This is a genomic window from Janthinobacterium sp. PSPC1-1 (assembly GCF_049897625.1).
Lineage (GTDB): Bacteria > Pseudomonadota > Gammaproteobacteria > Burkholderiales > Burkholderiaceae_D > Janthinobacterium > Janthinobacterium tructae.
In genome coordinates this window covers 338,853-355,494 of the sequence record NZ_JAFCWP010000003.1, presented here as the reverse complement: position 1 = coordinate 355,494, position 16,642 = coordinate 338,853, and the positions used below count along the sequence as shown (strand labels likewise).

General features: G+C 62.4%; 13 protein-coding genes. 6 read left to right on the top strand and 7 right to left on the bottom strand.

Annotated features, from left to right (window positions below):
* Window positions 1-17 precede the first annotated feature (17 nt).
* Window positions 18-1,634, bottom strand: coding sequence for a GMC family oxidoreductase (locus tag ACP7EG_RS12670; protein WP_426087871.1), 1,617 nt, complete (start codon window positions 1,632-1,634; stop codon window positions 18-20).
* A 163-nt stretch (window positions 1,635-1,797) separates the two neighbouring features.
* On the opposite strand from ACP7EG_RS12670, the gene ACP7EG_RS12665 reads away from it, so the two are divergent.
* Window positions 1,798-2,643, top strand: coding sequence for an IclR family transcriptional regulator (locus ACP7EG_RS12665; RefSeq protein WP_426087870.1), 846 nt, complete (start codon window positions 1,798-1,800; stop codon window positions 2,641-2,643).
* On the opposite strand, the gene ACP7EG_RS12660 is transcribed toward ACP7EG_RS12665, so the two are convergent.
* The 6 genes from ACP7EG_RS12660 to ACP7EG_RS12635 all read right to left on the bottom strand — a co-directional run bounded on the left by ACP7EG_RS12660 (window position 2,640) and on the right by ACP7EG_RS12635 (window position 10,867).
* Window positions 2,640-3,866 carry a 6-phosphofructokinase gene (locus tag ACP7EG_RS12660; RefSeq protein ID WP_426087869.1) on the bottom strand — a complete coding sequence of 409 codons (1,227 nt, stop codon included), beginning with the start codon at window positions 3,864-3,866 and terminating at the stop codon, window positions 2,640-2,642. The genes ACP7EG_RS12665 and ACP7EG_RS12660 overlap by 4 nt on opposite strands.
* 227 nt (window positions 3,867-4,093) lie before the next feature.
* Window positions 4,094-6,136 carry a prolyl oligopeptidase family serine peptidase gene (locus tag ACP7EG_RS12655; RefSeq protein WP_426087868.1) on the bottom strand — a complete coding sequence of 681 codons (2,043 nt, stop codon included), beginning with the start codon at window positions 6,134-6,136 and terminating at the stop codon, window positions 4,094-4,096.
* Window positions 6,137-6,245: 109 nt separating this feature from the next.
* Window positions 6,246-8,294 (bottom strand): sodium:solute symporter family protein, encoded by a 2,049-nt coding sequence (locus ACP7EG_RS12650; RefSeq protein WP_426087867.1) that lies wholly within the window; start codon window positions 8,292-8,294, stop codon window positions 6,246-6,248.
* The gene (locus tag ACP7EG_RS12645; protein WP_426087866.1) at window positions 8,291-8,605 is read right to left on the bottom strand and encodes a DUF4212 domain-containing protein; all 315 of its coding nucleotides are present in this window, start codon (window positions 8,603-8,605) and stop codon (window positions 8,291-8,293) included. The genes ACP7EG_RS12650 and ACP7EG_RS12645 overlap by 4 nt, the downstream gene beginning before the upstream one ends.
* On the bottom strand, window positions 8,598-10,136 hold the full coding sequence (locus tag ACP7EG_RS12640) for a sensor histidine kinase N-terminal domain-containing protein (RefSeq protein ID WP_426087865.1): 1,539 nt from the start codon (window positions 10,134-10,136) through the stop codon (window positions 8,598-8,600). The genes ACP7EG_RS12645 and ACP7EG_RS12640 overlap by 8 nt, the downstream gene beginning before the upstream one ends.
* Window positions 10,133-10,867: a response regulator gene (locus ACP7EG_RS12635; RefSeq protein ID WP_071075323.1), complete on the bottom strand. Its 735-nt coding sequence runs from the start codon at window positions 10,865-10,867 to the stop codon at window positions 10,133-10,135. Before ACP7EG_RS12635 ends, ACP7EG_RS12640 begins: the two co-directional genes overlap by 4 nt.
* A 249-nt stretch (window positions 10,868-11,116) precedes the next feature.
* Here ACP7EG_RS12635 and recA point away from each other — a divergent pair, with 249 nt between their 5' ends.
* From recA to sucC, 5 genes are all read left to right on the top strand, one after another.
* On the top strand, window positions 11,117-12,217 hold the full coding sequence (gene recA, locus ACP7EG_RS12630) for a recombinase RecA (protein WP_096238005.1): 1,101 nt from the start codon (window positions 11,117-11,119) through the stop codon (window positions 12,215-12,217).
* Window positions 12,218-12,444: 227 nt separating this feature from the next.
* Entirely contained in the window at window positions 12,445-12,900 is a 456-nt protein-coding gene (recX, locus tag ACP7EG_RS12625; protein ID WP_099761990.1) for a recombination regulator RecX, read from the top strand.
* A 95-nt stretch (window positions 12,901-12,995) separates the two neighbouring features.
* A complete protein-coding gene (locus tag ACP7EG_RS12620) occupies window positions 12,996-14,534 on the top strand; it encodes a class I SAM-dependent methyltransferase (protein WP_426087864.1) in 1,539 nt (512 codons plus the stop codon).
* A 139-nt stretch (window positions 14,535-14,673) separates the two neighbouring features.
* A complete protein-coding gene (locus ACP7EG_RS12615) occupies window positions 14,674-15,384 on the top strand; it encodes a DUF2889 domain-containing protein (protein ID WP_426087863.1) in 711 nt (236 codons plus the stop codon).
* Window positions 15,385-15,459: 75 nt separating this feature from the next.
* A complete protein-coding gene (gene sucC, locus ACP7EG_RS12610; RefSeq protein WP_426087862.1) occupies window positions 15,460-16,629 on the top strand; it encodes an ADP-forming succinate--CoA ligase subunit beta in 1,170 nt (389 codons plus the stop codon).
* The last annotated feature ends 13 nt before the right edge of the window (window positions 16,630-16,642 follow it).

Below are 16,642 nucleotides of genomic sequence, written 5' to 3'. Positions count from 1 at the left end.
GGATTGGAGTGGGTGGGTCAGGCCGCTTGCGGCAGGCGTACGGCGTCCGCCAGGATCATGTCGGCGGCCTTTTCGGCGATCATGATGGTGGGTGCATTCGTGTTGCCCGAGACGATTTCCGGCATGATCGACGCGTCGACCACGCGCAGGTTCTGCATGCCGTGCACGCGCAGGCGGTCATCGACGACGGCCATGGCGTCATGCCCCATCTTGCAGGTGCCGCTGGGGTGGTAGATCGACTGGCTGAAACGGCGCGCCGCGTCCAGTAATTCCGCGTCCGTCTCGAATTGCGGGCCGGGCACGAACTCGGAAATGATGTGCGGCGCCAGCGACGGGGCGGCGGCGATTTTTCGGGCCACGCGCAGGGCGGCGATTGCCGTCTGCTGGTCGCGCGGGTCGGACAGGTAGTTCGGATGAATGCCCGGGTAGACAAGGGGATCGCTGGACTTGATCGACACGTGGCCGCGGCTGTGCGGGCGCAGCTGGCACACGGACGAGGTAAACGCGGAAAACGGATGCGCGCCTTCGCCTGGTTTGTCGGCGCTCAGCGGCTGCATGTGGAACTGGATATCAGGCCGCTCCACCTCGGGCGAGGACTTGGTAAACACCGTCACCTGGCTGGCCGCCAGTGTCAACGGTCCGGAGCGGGAAAACACATATTGCATGCCCACCCACAGCTTGCCCCACAGGCTGTTGACTTCATCGTTCAGGGTTTTCAGGCGTGTCTTGAAGACCAGACGGATTTGCAAATGGTCTTGCAGGTTCTGCCCCACGCCGGGCAAGTCGTGCACCAGCGGCACGCCCACCTCTTCCAACAGGGCACGCGGCCCCACGCCCGAGCATTGCAGGATGTGCGGCGAGCCGATGGCGCCCGCGCATAAAATCACTTCACCGCTGGTGTGCGCCTGGCGCAGCTGGCCATCCTGCCGGTACTCGATGCCGACGGCGCGCTTGCCCTCGAACAGCACGCGCATGATGTGCGCGCGCACTTCCACGCGCAGGTTGGCGCGCTTGCGGGCGGGACGCAAAAAGGCTTTCGCCGTGCTGCAGCGCAAGCCCTTGCTGGCCGTTTGCTGGAAGTAGCCCACGCCTTCCTGCGTGGCGCCGTTGTAATCGGCATTGAAGGGGATGCCGCTTTCCGTGGCGCCGGCAATAAAATGTTCGGCGATGGGGCGGCGCAGGCGCAGGTCCGACACTTTCAGCGGGCCACCGACACCGTGGTAGTCGCTGGCGCCGCGTTCCTGGTCTTCCGATTTTTTAAAATAGGGCAGCACCTCGGCATAGCTCCAGCCTGCATTGCCCAGCTCGGCCCAGCGGTCGTAATCTTCCTTCTGGCCGCGTACATACAGCAAGCCGTTGAGCGAGCTGGAGCCGCCCAGGACCTTGCCGCGCGGCCATTGCAGCTGGCGCCCGGCGATCCCGGCGTCCGCTTCCGTGCGGTAGCACCAGTCCAGCTTCGGGTCGTGCATGGTCTTGAAATAGCCGACCGGCACGTGTATCCATGGATTGTTGTCCTTGCCGCCCGCTTCCAGCAGCAATACCTGATTGTTGCTGTCGTGCGACAGGCGGTTGGCCAGCACGCAGCCGGCCGAACCGGCGCCGACGACGATGTAATCGTAGTGTGTTTGTGACATTGCCCTGGTCTCCTGCGTTTGCGGTATCGCTTGCCTTTGCGGGCGATTTTTGCGATACACTGGTCTTTTATTTGATGTTTTGGAACGTCTGGTTCCATTTATAAAAGACGAGCAGCGCCGGGACAAGCGGAAACAGCCGCATACGCGAGAGGTGAAACAGAACATGCAGGATACGTTTCAAAAACGGCAGGCCGAGGCCGAAGAAGACAGCTCGGCGGGCGGCGTGGTGGCTGTCCATGCGGCGGCCCACGGCGACGAGGCGCGCGGCTTGCGCGTGCTGCGCCTGATCGAGCACCTGGCCAGCGCCAGCCAGCCCTTGACCTTGTCGCAGCTGGCGGCGCGCATGCAGGTGCCGAAAGCCAGCATGATGCGCCTGCTCGATACGCTGGAGCAACATGGCTATGTGCTGCGCACGCCCGTGGGGCGCGGCTATGTACCCGGTGCCGCTTCGACTAACCTGGCGCTGGCGACCTTGCGCAACAATGCCCTGATCCGCGTGAGCCGCAGCATCCTGGGCAGTCTGGTGGCGGCCACGGGCGAGACCTGCAATCTCGCCATTCCCGAAGGCAATGCGATTGTGTACGTGGACCGCGTGGAAACGCAGGAACCGCTGCGCCTGCACCTGGTGCTCGGCACGCGCGCGCCCATGCATTGCACGGCGAGCGGGAAATTATTCCTGGCACACATGACCTTGCTGGAGCGGCGCGCATTGCTGGCCATGCTGAGCCTGCAGGCGCGCACGCCGAAAAGCATTACCGACCCCGTGCTGCTGGAACGCGAGATCGTGCGCATCGCCCGCCTGGGCATCGGCATCGACGACGAGGAATTCGTGCACGGCATGGTGGCAGTGGCCGTGCCCATCTGCGCGGCCGACGGGCGCATCGTGGCGGCCGTCGCCTGCCACGCGCCCGTGGCGCGCAAATCCGTGGAGCAACTGCTGCAGCACGTGCCGCAGTTGAAGGAAGCGGCCGTGAAACTGCGGCCGCTGCTGCTGGCGGAGTCCAGCTAGGGTTTCAGCACCTTCGCTACTTTCGCCGCGCGCAGGCGGAACGCATCGGGCATGCCCGAGCCCAGCAGCGGGCGCAGATACAGCCTGAACGCATCCGTCACGTCGGTGCCGCTGGCGCTGATGAATTCGTCTTCCATGGTGCGCGTCTTGCCTGCCACCTCGGTCAGTGGCAGCAGCTCGTAGTCGACGGAATAAAAGCCCGTGCGCTTGATGGCGACGGAGCCGTCACGGTCGCCCCACATGGCGAACTGCACCGCCTTTTCTCCCACTTCGCGCGCTTCGCGTTGATCGACGTCGGAGACGCAGCCGATGAAGGAACGCTGCAGATAGCCGAAGGTATCGCCGCGCACGCGCTTGATGCCGAGCTTGGCCTTGATTTCGTCGCACAGCAGGTCGGCCAGCGCGCCCGTGCCCGACAATTGCACATTGCCGTGCGCATCGCGTTCCACCTCATTGCCCACCTGTTTGGCCAGCAGGCTGGCGATCGGCTCGCCCGAGGCATCGTGGATGCCTTCCGAGACGGCGATCACGCAGCGGCCGTATTTTTCATACGTGGCTTTCACGTCGGCCAGGAATTTGTCCAGCACGAAGACGCGCTCGGGCAGGTAGATCAGGTGCGGGCCATCGTCGGGGAACTTCTTGCCCAGCGCCGAGGCGGCCGTCAAAAAGCCCGCATGGCGGCCCATCACCACGCCCACGTACACGCCGGGCAAGGCCGCGTTGTCGAGGTTGGCGCCGGCGAACGCTTGCGCGACGAAGCGCGCGGCCGAGGGAAAACCGGGCGTGTGGTCGCTGCCCACCAGGTCGTTGTCGATGGTTTTCGGGATGTGGATGCAGCGCAGCGGATAGCCGGCCTTGTGCGCTTCCTCGCTGACGATGCGCACGGTGTCGGACGAATCATTGCCGCCGATGTAGAAGAAATGTTCGATTTCGTGCGCGCGCAAGACTTCAAAGATTTGCTGGCAGTAGGCAATATCGGGCTTGTCGCGCGTGGAGCCGAGGGCCGACGAGGGCGTGGCGGCCACCAGTTCCAGGTTGTGGCTGGTTTCCTGCGTCAGATCAACGAATTCTTCATTGACGATGCCGCGCACGCCGTGCAGCGCGCCATACACGCGCGTGACATGTTGAAAACGCCGCGATTCGAGCACCACGCCCACCAGCGACTGGTTGATGACGGCGGTGGGGCCGCCTCCCTGGGCAACAAGAATTTTTCCAGACGGCATGGGATTTCCTCGTAAATGGAGCGGCCTTCCAGCCTACTCCTTTTTTGCCGGGGCGCTGTCTTTTCCGATAGTTCTGTCGAGGAATTTTTCCACCCGGCCCCAGAAGTCGATGCGGTTCTTCGGCAGCGTTCAGCCATGGCCTTCGTCGTCGTAGACCACCCATTCGACATCGCGGTTGTGCTGCTTGACGGCCGCATGCCAGGTGCAGGCGGCGCCCGGCATGCGGTTCAGGGCCTGGCGGCGGGAGCGGCTGTGGCGGCACCGGCGGCGCTGGCCGGGCCAATGCTGCGCGCCAGCAGTTTTTCGGCGCGGCTCCAGAAATCGACATTGTTTTTTTGCAGCGCCCAGCCATGGCCTTCCTCGTTATACAGCACCCATTCCACGTTGGGATTGGTTTTGCTGACGGCCTGGTAGAACAGGCGGCCCTGGCTTGCCGGCACGCGGTGGTCCGCGCCGCCATAGCCGAGCAGCAACGGCTGCCTGATGCGGGCCGCCTGCTGCAGCGGCGAAGTCGCTTGCAGTTGCGCTGCATCAAGCACGGCATCGCCGACCATGTCTTTCATGCCGCTCTTCTTGTAAGAGTCGGCCAGGTCGGAATCACCCGTCCAGTGCCCGTCGCGCATCATGTTGATGTCGGTCACGCCCACCCAGTTGATGCCGCACTTGAACAGATCGGGATCGTTCAGCAAGCCCATCAGTGTGGAATAGCCGCCGTAGCTGGCGCCGGCGATGCAGATGCGCTGCGGGTCGGCATAGCCCTTGGCGATGGCCCAGCGGGCGCCATCGGCGATATCGTCCTGCATCTTCAAGCCCCATTGCTTCCAGCCTGCCTTGTAGTGCGCATCGCCATAGCCGGTGCTGCCGCGGTAGTCCGGCTCCAGCACGGCGTAGCCGCGCGACGCGAGGAACTGGGTTTCGCGGTTCCAGTTCCAGTGGCCGCCGCGCACCCAGGGGCCGCCGTGCACCATGACCACCATGGGCAGGTTCTTGCCGGCATGCCCATTGGGCAGGGTCAGGTAGGCCGGGATGTCGAGGCCATCGCGGGCATGGTAGCGCACCAGGGTCTTGCGCGACATTTGCAGGGGATCGATGGCCGGGTGGCTGCTGCCGACTGGCACGAGCTGGCCCGTTTCGGTATTAAAGATGAGTACGCTGGCCGGCTGCACATCGGAACTGGCCGTCACCAGCACGAACGGTGTCTCCGCCCGCTTGGCCACGGACAGGACATTCACCGTGGCCGGCAACAGCGCGTCGATCTTGGCCTGGACGGCGTCGAGCGTCTTGTCGAACCAGACCGTGCCGGCGGCATCCGTTTCAAAGCGCATGCCCAGCAAGGCCTCGCTGCCCTGGACGGGGATGCCGGCAAAATCGTAGCCGGGCGTGTTCGCCAGCGGCGCGCCCTGGATGGCGCCGGCGGCCAGGTCGTAGCGGTATACGGCGGCCGCGCCCTTGTAGGCCGCATGCACATAGAAGTTGCCCTTGGCATCGAAGAAGGCGGGCGAGAAATCGCCCGCCTTCGCCTGGTACACGTCGCTCTCGCGCAGCTTGCTCCAGGGCGCGGCGGCATTCTCGCGGTAATACAGGGTGCGCTTGTTGTCCTTCACCGTCAGGGCGATGCGCACTTCGCCCTGCTGGTCCAGCAGCCATCCCTGGGCATCGGCCATGCTGGCGGCCAGCTTGCTGATGCCGGTCACGGTATTGAGGCGCAGCAACGATTGCGAGAGGGTACCGGTGGCGCTGAACTGGGCTTCCGTGACGTACACGTCGTCCGTGCCGCGGTCGCCGCTGGCGCTGAGCAGCCGCGTATTCCAGCTCAGCATCTCGCGCGCGCCGCGCGTCGCTTTGCGCGAATAGGTGTTACTGGCCAGCTGGCGGTAGCCGCTGCCGTCAATATTGATCGCATACAGGCCCGGTCCGTATTGCACGTCGCCCTGCGCGATATTGCGATCCATCACGCTGTATACGATGCGCCGCTCGTTGACCCAGGCGATGCTGCTGATATCGGCGTCTTCGAACGAGGTCAGGCCCGCGACCTTCATGCTGGGCAAGTCCACCGTGTAGAGCTGGACCCTGCCGTCCTTGGCGCTGACCAGCACGGCCACGTGGCGCCCGTCCGGCGACAGCATGGCGCCGCTGAGCGTGGCATTGGCAAAGAAATCGGCGGCGGGAATCGCCGCTGCCGGCGTAACTGATGCCGCGGCATGGGCCGGCATGCTGATGGTGCTCGATAACAGGGCAGTAAGGGTGAGGCAGGCAAGGCTGGACCGCATGGACACTCCGCATCAAGTTGTAAGATATAGTATTTATTTTGAATACTATTTCCGCTAGGCTATCATTTGCGGCAATTTTTGGCGAGTCCCGCCAGGTATTTTCATGCCATTATTCCGGCGCCCGGATATGCTCGACCAGCCCCATGCTGCGCCGCCCCGGCGCCGGTGTCAGCCAGCTGACCAGCACGGCGGCGGCCAGGCCGGCCGGCACGCCGAAGATGCCGGCGGAAATGGGCGCGATATGCAGCCATTGGCCATCCGGGGTGCCGCCCAGCATGGCGCTCGTATGCAGCATGTAATACAGGCATACGCCAAAGCCGGCCAGCATGCCGGCCAGCGCCCCCTGGTAATTGGCGCGCTGCCAGAAGACGCCCAGCACCAGTGGCGGGAACAGGGTCGAGGCAGCCAGCGAAAAGGCCACGCCCACCAGCGACAGGATATCGGCCGGCTTTTGCGAAGCCGCATAGGCGGCGATGAAGGCCACGGCCAGCAGCAGCAATTTTGAAATCGTCACGCGCTTTTGCGTCGAGGCGCTGGGATCGACCACCTTGTAATAGATGTCGTGCGACAGGGCATTTGAAATGGCCAGCAGCAAGCCGTCCGCCGTCGACAGGGCGGCGGCCAGGCCGCCGGCCGCCACCAGGCCGGAAATCACGTAGGGCAGGCCGGCGATCTCGGGCGTGGCCAGCACCAGCACGTCGGCATCGATGGAAATTTCCGCCAGTTGCACGATGCCGTCGCGATTGACGTCGACGATGCTGATCAGGGGACTGAGCTTGTCCACATTGGCCCAGTACGACACCCAGGTGGGCAGGTTCGTGTATTGCGTGCCTACCAGTGCCGAGTAAATATCGTACTTGACCAGTACGGCCAGCGCGGGAATCGTGAGATAGATCAACAAGATGAAAAACAGGGCCCAGAAGACGGACACACGCGTTTCGTGCACGGAGGGCGTGGTATAGGATCGCATCAGGATATGCGGCAGGGCGGCCGTGCCCAGCATCATGCAAAACACGAGTGCCAGGAAATTGTTGCGCTTGATGTCGGACTGCTCGCGGTCGGCGGCGGGAAACGGCTGCGCGTGCGGAATGATGGGTTCGGCGCGTTTCTGATTTTGTACCTGCGCCGCCTGCCACAACACGCGTGCCTCGTCCGGGCTTTTCGGATAGGCGACCAGGTAGCGCTCCGCGTTGCGGATATCGAACAGCGAGGTATTGCGCTGGCGCAAATGATCGAGTTGGCGCTGGGCCGCCAGCCGGCCTTGCTCCCAGGAACCGGGCAAGCCGGCGATGCGCTCCTGGTAGCTTTGCGCGCGCTGGCGGAAGATGGCCCGCACTTCGTTTTCTTTCGGGTCCGTTTCCAGCACGTGTTCGCGCGCGCTCAGTTGCGGCAGCACCTTGCCGTAGGCGATCTGCGGCACGGGATTGTCTGCATGCTTGACCGACAGCCACATGGCGGGAATCAGAAAGGCGACCAGGATGATGATGTACTGCGCTACCTGCGTCCAGGTGATGGCGCGCATGCCGCCAAGAAAGGAGCAAACGAGGATGCTGGCCAGTCCCAGGAAGATACCGACGGAAAAATCCACGCCCGTAAAGCGCGAAGCGATCAGGCCGACGGCGTAGATCTGCGCCACCACATACGTAAACGAGACGATGATGGTGGCGGCCACGGCCACCACGCGCACGCTGGCGCCCCGTTTGTCGGTGCCGCTGCCGTAGCGGGCGGCGAGGAAGTCGGGAATCGTGTACTGGCTGAATTTGCGCAGGTAGGGCGCGATCAATAGCGCCACCAGGCAATAGCCACCCGTCCAGCCCATGATGAAGGCCAGACCGTCGAAGCCGTTCAGATACAGGCCGCCGGCCAGGCTGATGAAGCTGGCGGCCGAAATCCAGTCGGCGGCCGTGGCCATGCCGTTGAACATGGCCGGCACCCTGCGCCCCGCCACATAGTATTCGGTGACGTTCGAGGTGCGGCTGATGACGCCGATGGTGGCGTACAGGGTGATGGTGACCAGCATGAACAGGTAGCCGATCCAGGCGCGCGGCATGCCTTCCTGTTCCAGCACCGACAGGGCCAGCAGGAAGGCGGCGAAACCGGCGGTAAACAGCAGGTAGTAGCGGCACAGCCGCGCAAAGAAGCTGCGCTGGCCGCTCATGTTTTCTCCTCGGCATGAAAATCCCGATCCAGGCGTCGCATGCGCCAGGCATAGAAGGCGATGATGGCCAGATACACCAGCGAGGCGCCCTGGGCCGCCATATAGAAGGGCAGCGGCCAGCCGAACAGATTCAGGTGCAGCAGTTCGCGCGCATAAAACACGGTCAGGAAGCCCGTCAGCAGCCAGATCAGCAGCAGGATGGCCGTCAGGCGCCGCGTCTTGTGCCAGTGCACGTCGAGGCGCGCCTGCAGCTCGGGGCTGGGTGTGCGCGCCGGCCGCAGCGGCGCTGCGGGAAGGCTGGGCTTATCCATACGTGATGTCATCCTCTTCTGGCGCGTCCGGCAACAGCAGGGCAATGCTCAGGCGCAGCAGGGTGCCCGGCAGTTTCGGCGCCTGCGCGCGCGGATTGTTAAAAATATCGACTTCGGCGCCATGCTGCTGGGCGATCTCGCGCACGATGGCCAGGCCCAGGCCGCTGCCATCGACATTGCTGCCGAGAATGCGGTAAAAGCGTTCAAACACGTGCGCCCGCTCGGCCTGCGGTATGCCGGGGCCCGTATCTTCCACTTCCAGGATGGCCAGTTCCAGGGTGCTGCGCACGCGTACCGTGACGCTGCCGCCGGCCGGCGTGTAGCGCAGGGCATTGTCGATCAGGTTACTCAGCAGTTCACGCAGCATCATGGGATTGCCGGAAATCATGATCGAATACGCGGGCTGTTCGAAGCCCAGGTCGATATGCTGGGCAAACGACGCTTGCACCCAGTCCTGCACCACGCCGCGCGCCAGTTCGCTCAGCTCGATCGGTTCGAACGCCGTGCCCGCCTGCGGCTGGTTTTCCGCGCGCGCCAGGGCCAGCAGCTGGTTGACCAGGCGCGTGGCCGCTTCCGAACTTTTCGCCAGTTGCAGCAGCGAGCGGTGAATCTCGTCGTGGTCGGTCTGGCGCAAGGCCAGCTCGGATTGCATGCGCATGCCGGCCAGCGGCGTTTTCATCTGGTGCGCGGCATCGGCGATGAAGCGTTTCTGCATGTCGATCGACAGCGACAGCCGCGCCAGCATCTCGTTGAGCGAACCGACCAATGGCGTGATTTCCTCGGGCACCTGGCCCGATTCGATGGGGCTCAAATCGTCGGGTGGCCGGGCACGTATGCGCTCCTGCAATTGCGCCAGCGGCGACAGGCCGCGCGCCAGGGCAAACCAGACCAGGGCCAGGATCACGGGCAGGATGATGAACTGCGGCAAGATCACGCCCTTGATGATTTCGTTGGCCAGCTGGGCCCGTTTTTCCAGCGTCTCGGCCACTTGCACCAGCGTGCGGCGCGGTTCGTCGTCGCTGCCGGACGGCATGTCGAGATAGCTGAACGCCACGCGCACGGGCGTGCCATGGATGGTGTCGTTGCGAAACAGCACCATGCCGCTGCGGTATTTGTCGGGCTCTTGCGGCGGCGGCAAGTCGCGGTCGCCGTCGAGGTATTCGCCGCGCCCGCCCACCACCAGGTAATACAGGGTGTCGACATCGTCGCCGCGCAGGAAGTCGCGGCCCTTGTTATTGCTGTTTTTGTCCGGCATGCGGCGCAGCATCGCGCCATCGGCTTGCTTGACCTGCTGCGTCAGCACGGTCACGCTGTCTTCCAGCGCATGGTCGAACGGTTGATTGGCGATGCCCTTGGCCACCAGGTAGGTGATGGCGATGCTCATCGGCCACAGCAGCAGCAAGGGCGCCAGCATCCAGTCGAGGATTTCGCCAAACAGCGAATGCTCGATGGTGTCATCCTGCTCCGTGGTGGGCGGCTCGAACCAGTCGTCGTCGTCCACCTCGTCCGCTGGCGCTTCGCGCGCCTTCACTTGCTGGCGGGTCCGCTGGCCGGGCCTGCCGCCTCGCCCGCTTCGGCGTTCAGGCGCGCCGCTTCCGAGTATTTTTCCAGGCAATAGCCGAGACCGCGCACGGTGGCGATGCGCACGCCGCCCACCTCGATCTTCTTGCGCAGGCGGTGCACATACACCTCGATGGCGTTGTTCGACACTTCTTCGCCCCATTCGCACAGGTGGTCGACCAGCTGCTCTTTCGAGACGAGGCGGCCGGTGCGGCCCAGCAGGATTTCCAGCAAGCCCAGTTCGCGCGCCGACAGGTCGAGCATCTGGTCGTTGATGTAGGCGCTGCGCCCCACCTGGTCGTAGCTGAGGGGGCCGTGCTTGATGACGGTGGCGCCGCCACCGGCGCCGCGGCGCGTCAGGGCGCGCACTCTTGCCTCCAGTTCCGACAGGGCGAACGGCTTGGCCATATAATCATCGGCACCCAGGTCGAGTCCATTCACGCGTTGTTCGATGGAATCGGCAGCCGTCAGGATCAGCACCGGCAGCAGCGAGGCGCGCGCGCGCAGGCGGCGCAGCACCTCCAGGCCGGACATCTTCGGCAGGCCCAGGTCGAGGATCAGCAGATCGAATTCCTGGGTGGACAGGGCCGTATCGGCCTCCTGGCCGGTCTTGACGTAGTCGATGGCATAACCGGACTGGCGCAGCGAGCGGGTCAGGCCATCGGCCAGCACGCTGTCATCTTCGGCAAGTAAAATACGCATGGTGCACTTCCTATGCTTGCAACATCAGGACATCTGAAGTCTGTATTGTGTTTCATTTCCCGCAAGGTGGATAGTTTTTGTGAAAAACCAGGGTTGTATTGATCTGTTTCAAAACAAATCCACGTTCCGCTTGCATTGATCACTGTTTTTTTATACAGTACTGTCTGTGTAAAGAATTTAACCCACTGGCGCTATCGCAGGCTGCCGGATTCCACTGAGTCCGCAACTGTAGAACGGCTGAAAGAACATATGGACGATAAAAAAGCTGTAGTACCCGCATCGGAAAAAGCCAAGGCGCTCGCCGCCGCACTGGCGCAGATCGAGAAGCAGTTTGGCAAAGGTTCGGTCATGCGCATGGATGCCAGCGCGGTGATCGAAGAAGTGCAAGTCGTGTCGACCGGTTCGCTCGGCCTCGATATCGCGCTGGGCGTGGGCGGCTTGCCGCGCGGCCGCGTGGTGGAAATCTACGGTCCTGAATCGTCGGGTAAAACCACGCTGACCCTGCAAACCATTGCTGAAATGCAAAAGCTGGGCGGCACGTGCGCCTTTATCGATGCCGAGCACGCGCTCGACGTCGGTTACGCGCAAAAACTGGGCGTGAACCTGCACGAATTGCTGATCTCGCAACCGGACACGGGCGAGCAGGCGCTGGAAATCTGCGACGCCCTCGTGCGTTCGGGCAGCGTCGACCTGGTCGTCATCGACTCCGTGGCCGCACTGACGCCACGCGCCGAGATCGAAGGCGACATGGGCGATTCCCTGCCAGGCTTGCAAGCGCGTCTGATGTCGCAAGCCCTGCGTAAATTGACCGGTTCCATCAACCGCACGAATACCCTGGTCATCTTCATCAACCAGATCCGCATGAAGATCGGCGTGATGTTCGGCAGTCCTGAAACCACCACGGGCGGCAATGCGCTGAAATTCTACGCCTCCGTGCGCCTCGATATCCGCCGCACCGGCTCGATCAAGTCCGGCGATGAAGTGATCGGCAACGAAACCAAGGTCAAGGTCGTCAAGAACAAGATTGCGCCACCGTTCAAGGAAGCGCACTTCGACATCCTGTACGGCGCCGGTACTTCGCGCGAAGGTGAAATCCTGGACCTGGGCTCGGATGCCAAGATCGTGGAAAAATCCGGTTCGTGGTACAGCTACAACGGCGAACGCATCGGCCAGGGCAAGGACAACGCCCGCGCCTTCCTGCAAGAGCGTCCGGCGCTGGCCCGCGAAATCGAAAACAAGGTCCGCGCGTCGCTGGGCGTGCGTGAACTGCCCCCGCTGGCTGCTGAAAAGCCGGAAAAAGCGGATAAAGCCGCTGACAAGGCTGCCAAGGCGGAAGCCAAGGCAGAGTAGGTCGGATGAGCGCGGCAAAGCCGCGCGTAATCCGACAACACCACAGACGTCAACAATGTTGTCGGATCAGACGCCAACAATGTTGTCGGATTACGGCCCAAGGGGCCTGATCCGACCTACGCATGGCTTGCCGCAAGGTAGGATCCTGATCGCCGTCCCGCGCTGTTGCGCCGGGCGGCGATTGTGTTTGGGTGCTGTGATCGTGGAATGAAAGACAAGGTGGGTGTATGGCTGCAGTACAACTAAGCTTGAAGGGCAGGGCGCTCCGCTTTCTGTCGATGCGCGAGCATAGCCGCATGGAATTGCGGCGCAAGCTGCAGCGGCATGCGCAGGAAGGCGATGATGTGGAAGCCTTGCTCGACAGCCTGGAGCAGGCCAACTGGCTGTCGCAGGAGCGCTTTTCCGAATCGCTGATCCACCGCCGCTCGGCCCGTTTCGGCAATAGCCGCATCATGGCGGAATTGCAAAGCCATGGCATCGGCGGTGAAGCGCTGCAGGAACTCAAGGCGGGCCTGGCCGAAGGCGAGACCGCGCGCGCCTGCGAAGTGTGGCGCCGCAAATTCGGTGAAGTGGCGCAGGATGCCGAGCAGCGCAACAAGCAGGTGCGCTTCCTGATGCAGCGCGGTTTTTCGCAGCGCGCCGTGCAGGTGGCCTTGAAAGGCCTGGAGCCCGACGACGAGTAATATTTGTTAACTTGACAGCAAGGATCAGTTATTCTGCCCAATTGCTGCTGCGCATGTTGCGTCCCAGCTTTTTTACTTGATATACGGGACACCTGATGAGCGCTTGGCATGCCGGCTACACGGCCGAAACCGCATACACCTACGGCTATTACACGGAATTGAACCCCTTGCGCATACAGTTGTTGCTGCTGAGCTGGGGCATACAGCCGCCGAAGGTCAGCACCGCATGCGAACTCGGCTTTGGCCAGGGCGTGACCGTCAATATCCATGCCGCAGCGTCCTGCACACGCTGGTATGGCACTGATTTCAATCCGGCCCAGACCGCCTTTGCGCAGGAACTGGCCGAGGTCTCCGGCAATGGCGCCGTGCTGTCGGAGCAATCGTTCCAGGATTTTTGCGCCCGTACCGACCTGCCTGACTTCGATTTCATCGCCCTGCACGGTATCTGGAGCTGGATCTCGCCGGAAAACCAGGCGCATATCGCCGATTTCCTTGCGCGCAAGCTCAAGCCGGGTGGCGTGCTGTACATCAGTTACAACACGCAGGCGGGCTGGGCGGCGATGGCGCCGATCCGCGACCTGATGGAGCAGCACAGCCGCGTGCTGAGCGCGCCGGGGCAGGATTCCCTGACGCGCGTGGGCAGCGCGCTATCCTTTGTCAACCGCATGATGGAGACCAAGCCGCGCTACCTGCTGGCCAATCCCAGCATCGCCCTGCGGCTGCAACAGCTCGGTGAGCAGGATCCGAATTATCTGTCCCACGAATATTTCAATCATTACTGGCAACCGGTATCGTTTTCGGCCATCAAGCCGGTGCTGGCCGGGGTCAAGCTCGAGTTTGCCGGTTCGGCCGCCTACCCCGATCATGTTGCCCCGCTCAATTTCTCGCCCGAACACCTGGCTTTCCTGGCGCAGATTCCGGATGCCACTTTCCGCGAGAACACCGCCGATTTTCTGCTGAACCGGCAGTTTCGCCAGGATTACTGGGTCAAGGGCAGCCGCAAGCTGACCGCGCATGAACAGGCTGCCGCACTGCGCGCTGTACGCATCCTGCTGGTGGCGCCGGTCGAGCAGATCTCCATGAAGGTGACGGGTGCCTTGGGCGAGGCCGATCTGGACCAGGCCGTGTATGGCCCCCTGCTGGAGCTGCTCGGTGACGGCAAGCCGCATACCATAGCCGAGCTGCAACAGCGTTTGCCCGCCAATCTGGCTGACCTGGGCAGCCTGCTGCAGATGCTGCTGGTGCTGGCCCATAAAGCCTGCATATCGCCGGTGCAGGATGACGCTGCGATCGCACAGGCGCGGCCGGCCACGGCCAGGCTGAACCGGCATCTGCTGGGAAAGGCCCTGGGCCGCACCGACCTGGCCGCATTGGCCAGCCCGGTGACGGGCGGTGGCGTGGGTGTGTTGCATCTGCAACAGTTGTTCCTGCTGGCCAGGCTGGAAGGGCATCAGGAGGCCGACGCCTGGGCGGCATTTGCCTGGCAGGCTTTCCGCGCACTGCAGCAAACCATGGTGCGCAATGGCACGGTGCTGACGACGGAAGAAGACAACCTGGCCGAACTGGCCGTGCAGGCGGAAAGCTTCCGCGTCACCGTGCTGCCCATCCTGCAGGCGCTGGGCGTGGCTGATTGATGCGGATGCCGAAGCACCTCGCTGCATGACAATGGTAGTGATTTTTATGATATCAATCATTCGTTTCGCGAATGACTTCATGAAAATCACTGTTTTCTATTTATAATTTGAAATGTTTTTAACGAAGCAATGAAAAATTATGTTGCGGCGCAACCTGCGCCCAATGTGCTACACTTTTAGGGTTTTTGCGGCGCCGCAGGTGCGGTTGCTGTTCGTAGAAGCTGCGAACGGCGTGCTTTATGCACATGGCTGCTTACTAAATTTTGGCCGCGCAAGCGGCATCGGTCTTATGCCCCTGTCAACTCCCGTATCCCGGCGCGCCCTACGGCACTCCCGCGTTATCGACGTCCAAGCGTATGTGCGCGACGACGGCCTGTGGGATATTGACGCCCGTATCACTGATATCAAAAGCTATGACGCGACCCTGGCCTCCGGCCCCCGTCCCGCCGGCACTCCCCTGCATGACCTCCATTTACGCATCACCGTCGATCGCGAACTGACCATCGTCGAGGCCGAAGCCGCCTCCGATGCCGTGCCCTATCCCGGTTTTTGCGATACCATCGGCCCCGCTTACAGTGCGCTGATCGGTTTGAATTTATTGAAGAATTTCCGCCGCGACTTGAAACAGCGCCTGGCGGGAATCGCTGGCTGTACCCATTTGACCGAACTGGCGCAAGTCTTGCCGACTGCGACGGTTCAGGCATTTGCCGGCGATGTCTGGTCGACCCGTGACGGTGAGAATGCTGATTTGTCGCATGAAAAGCCGTTTCAACTCGACAAGTGTCACGCCTTGCGCACCGATGGTGGGGCAGTTGCACAGTACTACCCGCGCTGGGTAGCCAAAGCGTGACCCCGGCGCTGTATTTCCTGTTTTTTTGCACCACTAACCGTATTTTTACAAATCAGTATCAGAAGGGAAGCCAGCATGAAAATCCATGAGTATCAAGCCAAAGAAATCCTCCGGCAATTCGGAGTGACGGTACCACGCGGCATTCCGTGCATGTCCGTCGACGAGGCAGTCAAGGCCGCGGAAACCCTGGGCGGCCCGGTATGGGTCGTCAAGGCGCAGATCCACGCAGGTGGCCGCGGCAAGGGCGGCGGCGTGAAAGTGGCAAAATCGATCGAACAGGTCAAAGAATACGCTGACCAGATCATGGGCATGCAGCTGATCACGCACCAGACCAGCGCCGAAGGCCAGAAAGTCAACCGCCTGCTGGTGGAAGAAGGCGCCGACATCAAACAAGAACTGTACGTTTCGCTGGTCACCGACCGCGTCACCCAGAAAATCGTCCTGATGGCTTCGTCCGAAGGCGGCATGGACATCGAAGAAGTGGCCGAGAGCCACCCTGAGAAGATCCACCACGTCACCATCGAGCCTAGCGTCGGCCTGACCGATGCCCAGGCAGACGACATCGCCGCCAAAATCGGCGTGCCTGCCGGTTCGATCGTCGACGCCCGCGTCAACCTGCAAGGCCTGTACAAAGCGTACTGGGAAACCGACTGCTCGCTGGCCGAAATCAATCCGCTGATCGTCACCGGCAGCGGCAAAGTCATCGCTCTGGACGCCAAGTTCAACTTTGACCCGAACGCCCTGTTCCGTCACCCGGAAATCATCGCCCTGCGCGATCTGGACGAAGAAGATCCAGCTGAAATCGAAGCGTCGAAATTCGACCTGGCCTACATTTCGCTCGACGGCAACATCGGCTGCCTGGTGAACGGCGCCGGCCTGGCCATGGCCACCATGGACACGATTAAACTGTTCGGCGGCGAGCCAGCCAACTTCCTCGACGTCGGCGGCGGTGCCACGGCAGAAAAAGTGACCGAAGCGTTCAAGATCATGCTGAAAAACCCAGGCCTGAAAGCCATCCTGGTGAACATTTTCGGCGGCATCATGCGTTGCGACGTGATCGCCGAAGGCGTCATCGCCGCGGTGAAAGCCGTTTCGCTGAACGTACCGCTGGTGGTGCGCATGAAGGGCACCAACGAAGATCTGGGCAAAAAGATGCTGGCCGATTCCGGTCTGCCTATCATCGCAGCCGACACCATGGAAGATGCAGCCAAGAGCGTCGTTGCCGCTGCTGCCGGTCAAGCTTAATTAAGGAATCAAC

Excerpts from the sequence above, each read along its gene's own strand:
- ACP7EG_RS12670 (WP_426087871.1), bottom strand. The coding sequence starts at position 1,634 with ATGTCACAAACACACTACGATTACATCGTCGTCGGCGCCGGTTCGGCC.
- ACP7EG_RS12665 (WP_426087870.1), top strand. The coding sequence starts at position 1,798 with ATGCAGGATACGTTTCAAAAACGGCAGGCCGAGGCCGAAGAAGACAGC.
- ACP7EG_RS12660 (WP_426087869.1), bottom strand. The coding sequence starts at position 3,866 with ATGCCGTCTGGAAAAATTCTTGTTGCCCAGGGAGGCGGCCCCACCGCC.
- ACP7EG_RS12655 (WP_426087868.1), bottom strand. The coding sequence starts at position 6,136 with ATGCGGTCCAGCCTTGCCTGCCTCACCCTTACTGCCCTGTTATCGAGC.
- ACP7EG_RS12650 (WP_426087867.1), bottom strand. The coding sequence starts at position 8,294 with ATGAGCGGCCAGCGCAGCTTCTTTGCGCGGCTGTGCCGCTACTACCTG.
- ACP7EG_RS12645 (WP_426087866.1), bottom strand. The coding sequence starts at position 8,605 with ATGGATAAGCCCAGCCTTCCCGCAGCGCCGCTGCGGCCGGCGCGCACA.
- ACP7EG_RS12635 (WP_071075323.1), bottom strand. The coding sequence starts at position 10,867 with ATGCGTATTTTACTTGCCGAAGATGACAGCGTGCTGGCCGATGGCCTG.
- recA (WP_096238005.1), top strand. The coding sequence starts at position 11,117 with ATGGACGATAAAAAAGCTGTAGTACCCGCATCGGAAAAAGCCAAGGCG.
- recX (WP_099761990.1), top strand. The coding sequence starts at position 12,445 with ATGGCTGCAGTACAACTAAGCTTGAAGGGCAGGGCGCTCCGCTTTCTG.
- ACP7EG_RS12620 (WP_426087864.1), top strand. The coding sequence starts at position 12,996 with ATGAGCGCTTGGCATGCCGGCTACACGGCCGAAACCGCATACACCTAC.
- ACP7EG_RS12615 (WP_426087863.1), top strand. The coding sequence starts at position 14,674 with ATGTTGCGGCGCAACCTGCGCCCAATGTGCTACACTTTTAGGGTTTTT.
- sucC (WP_426087862.1), top strand. The coding sequence starts at position 15,460 with ATGAAAATCCATGAGTATCAAGCCAAAGAAATCCTCCGGCAATTCGGA.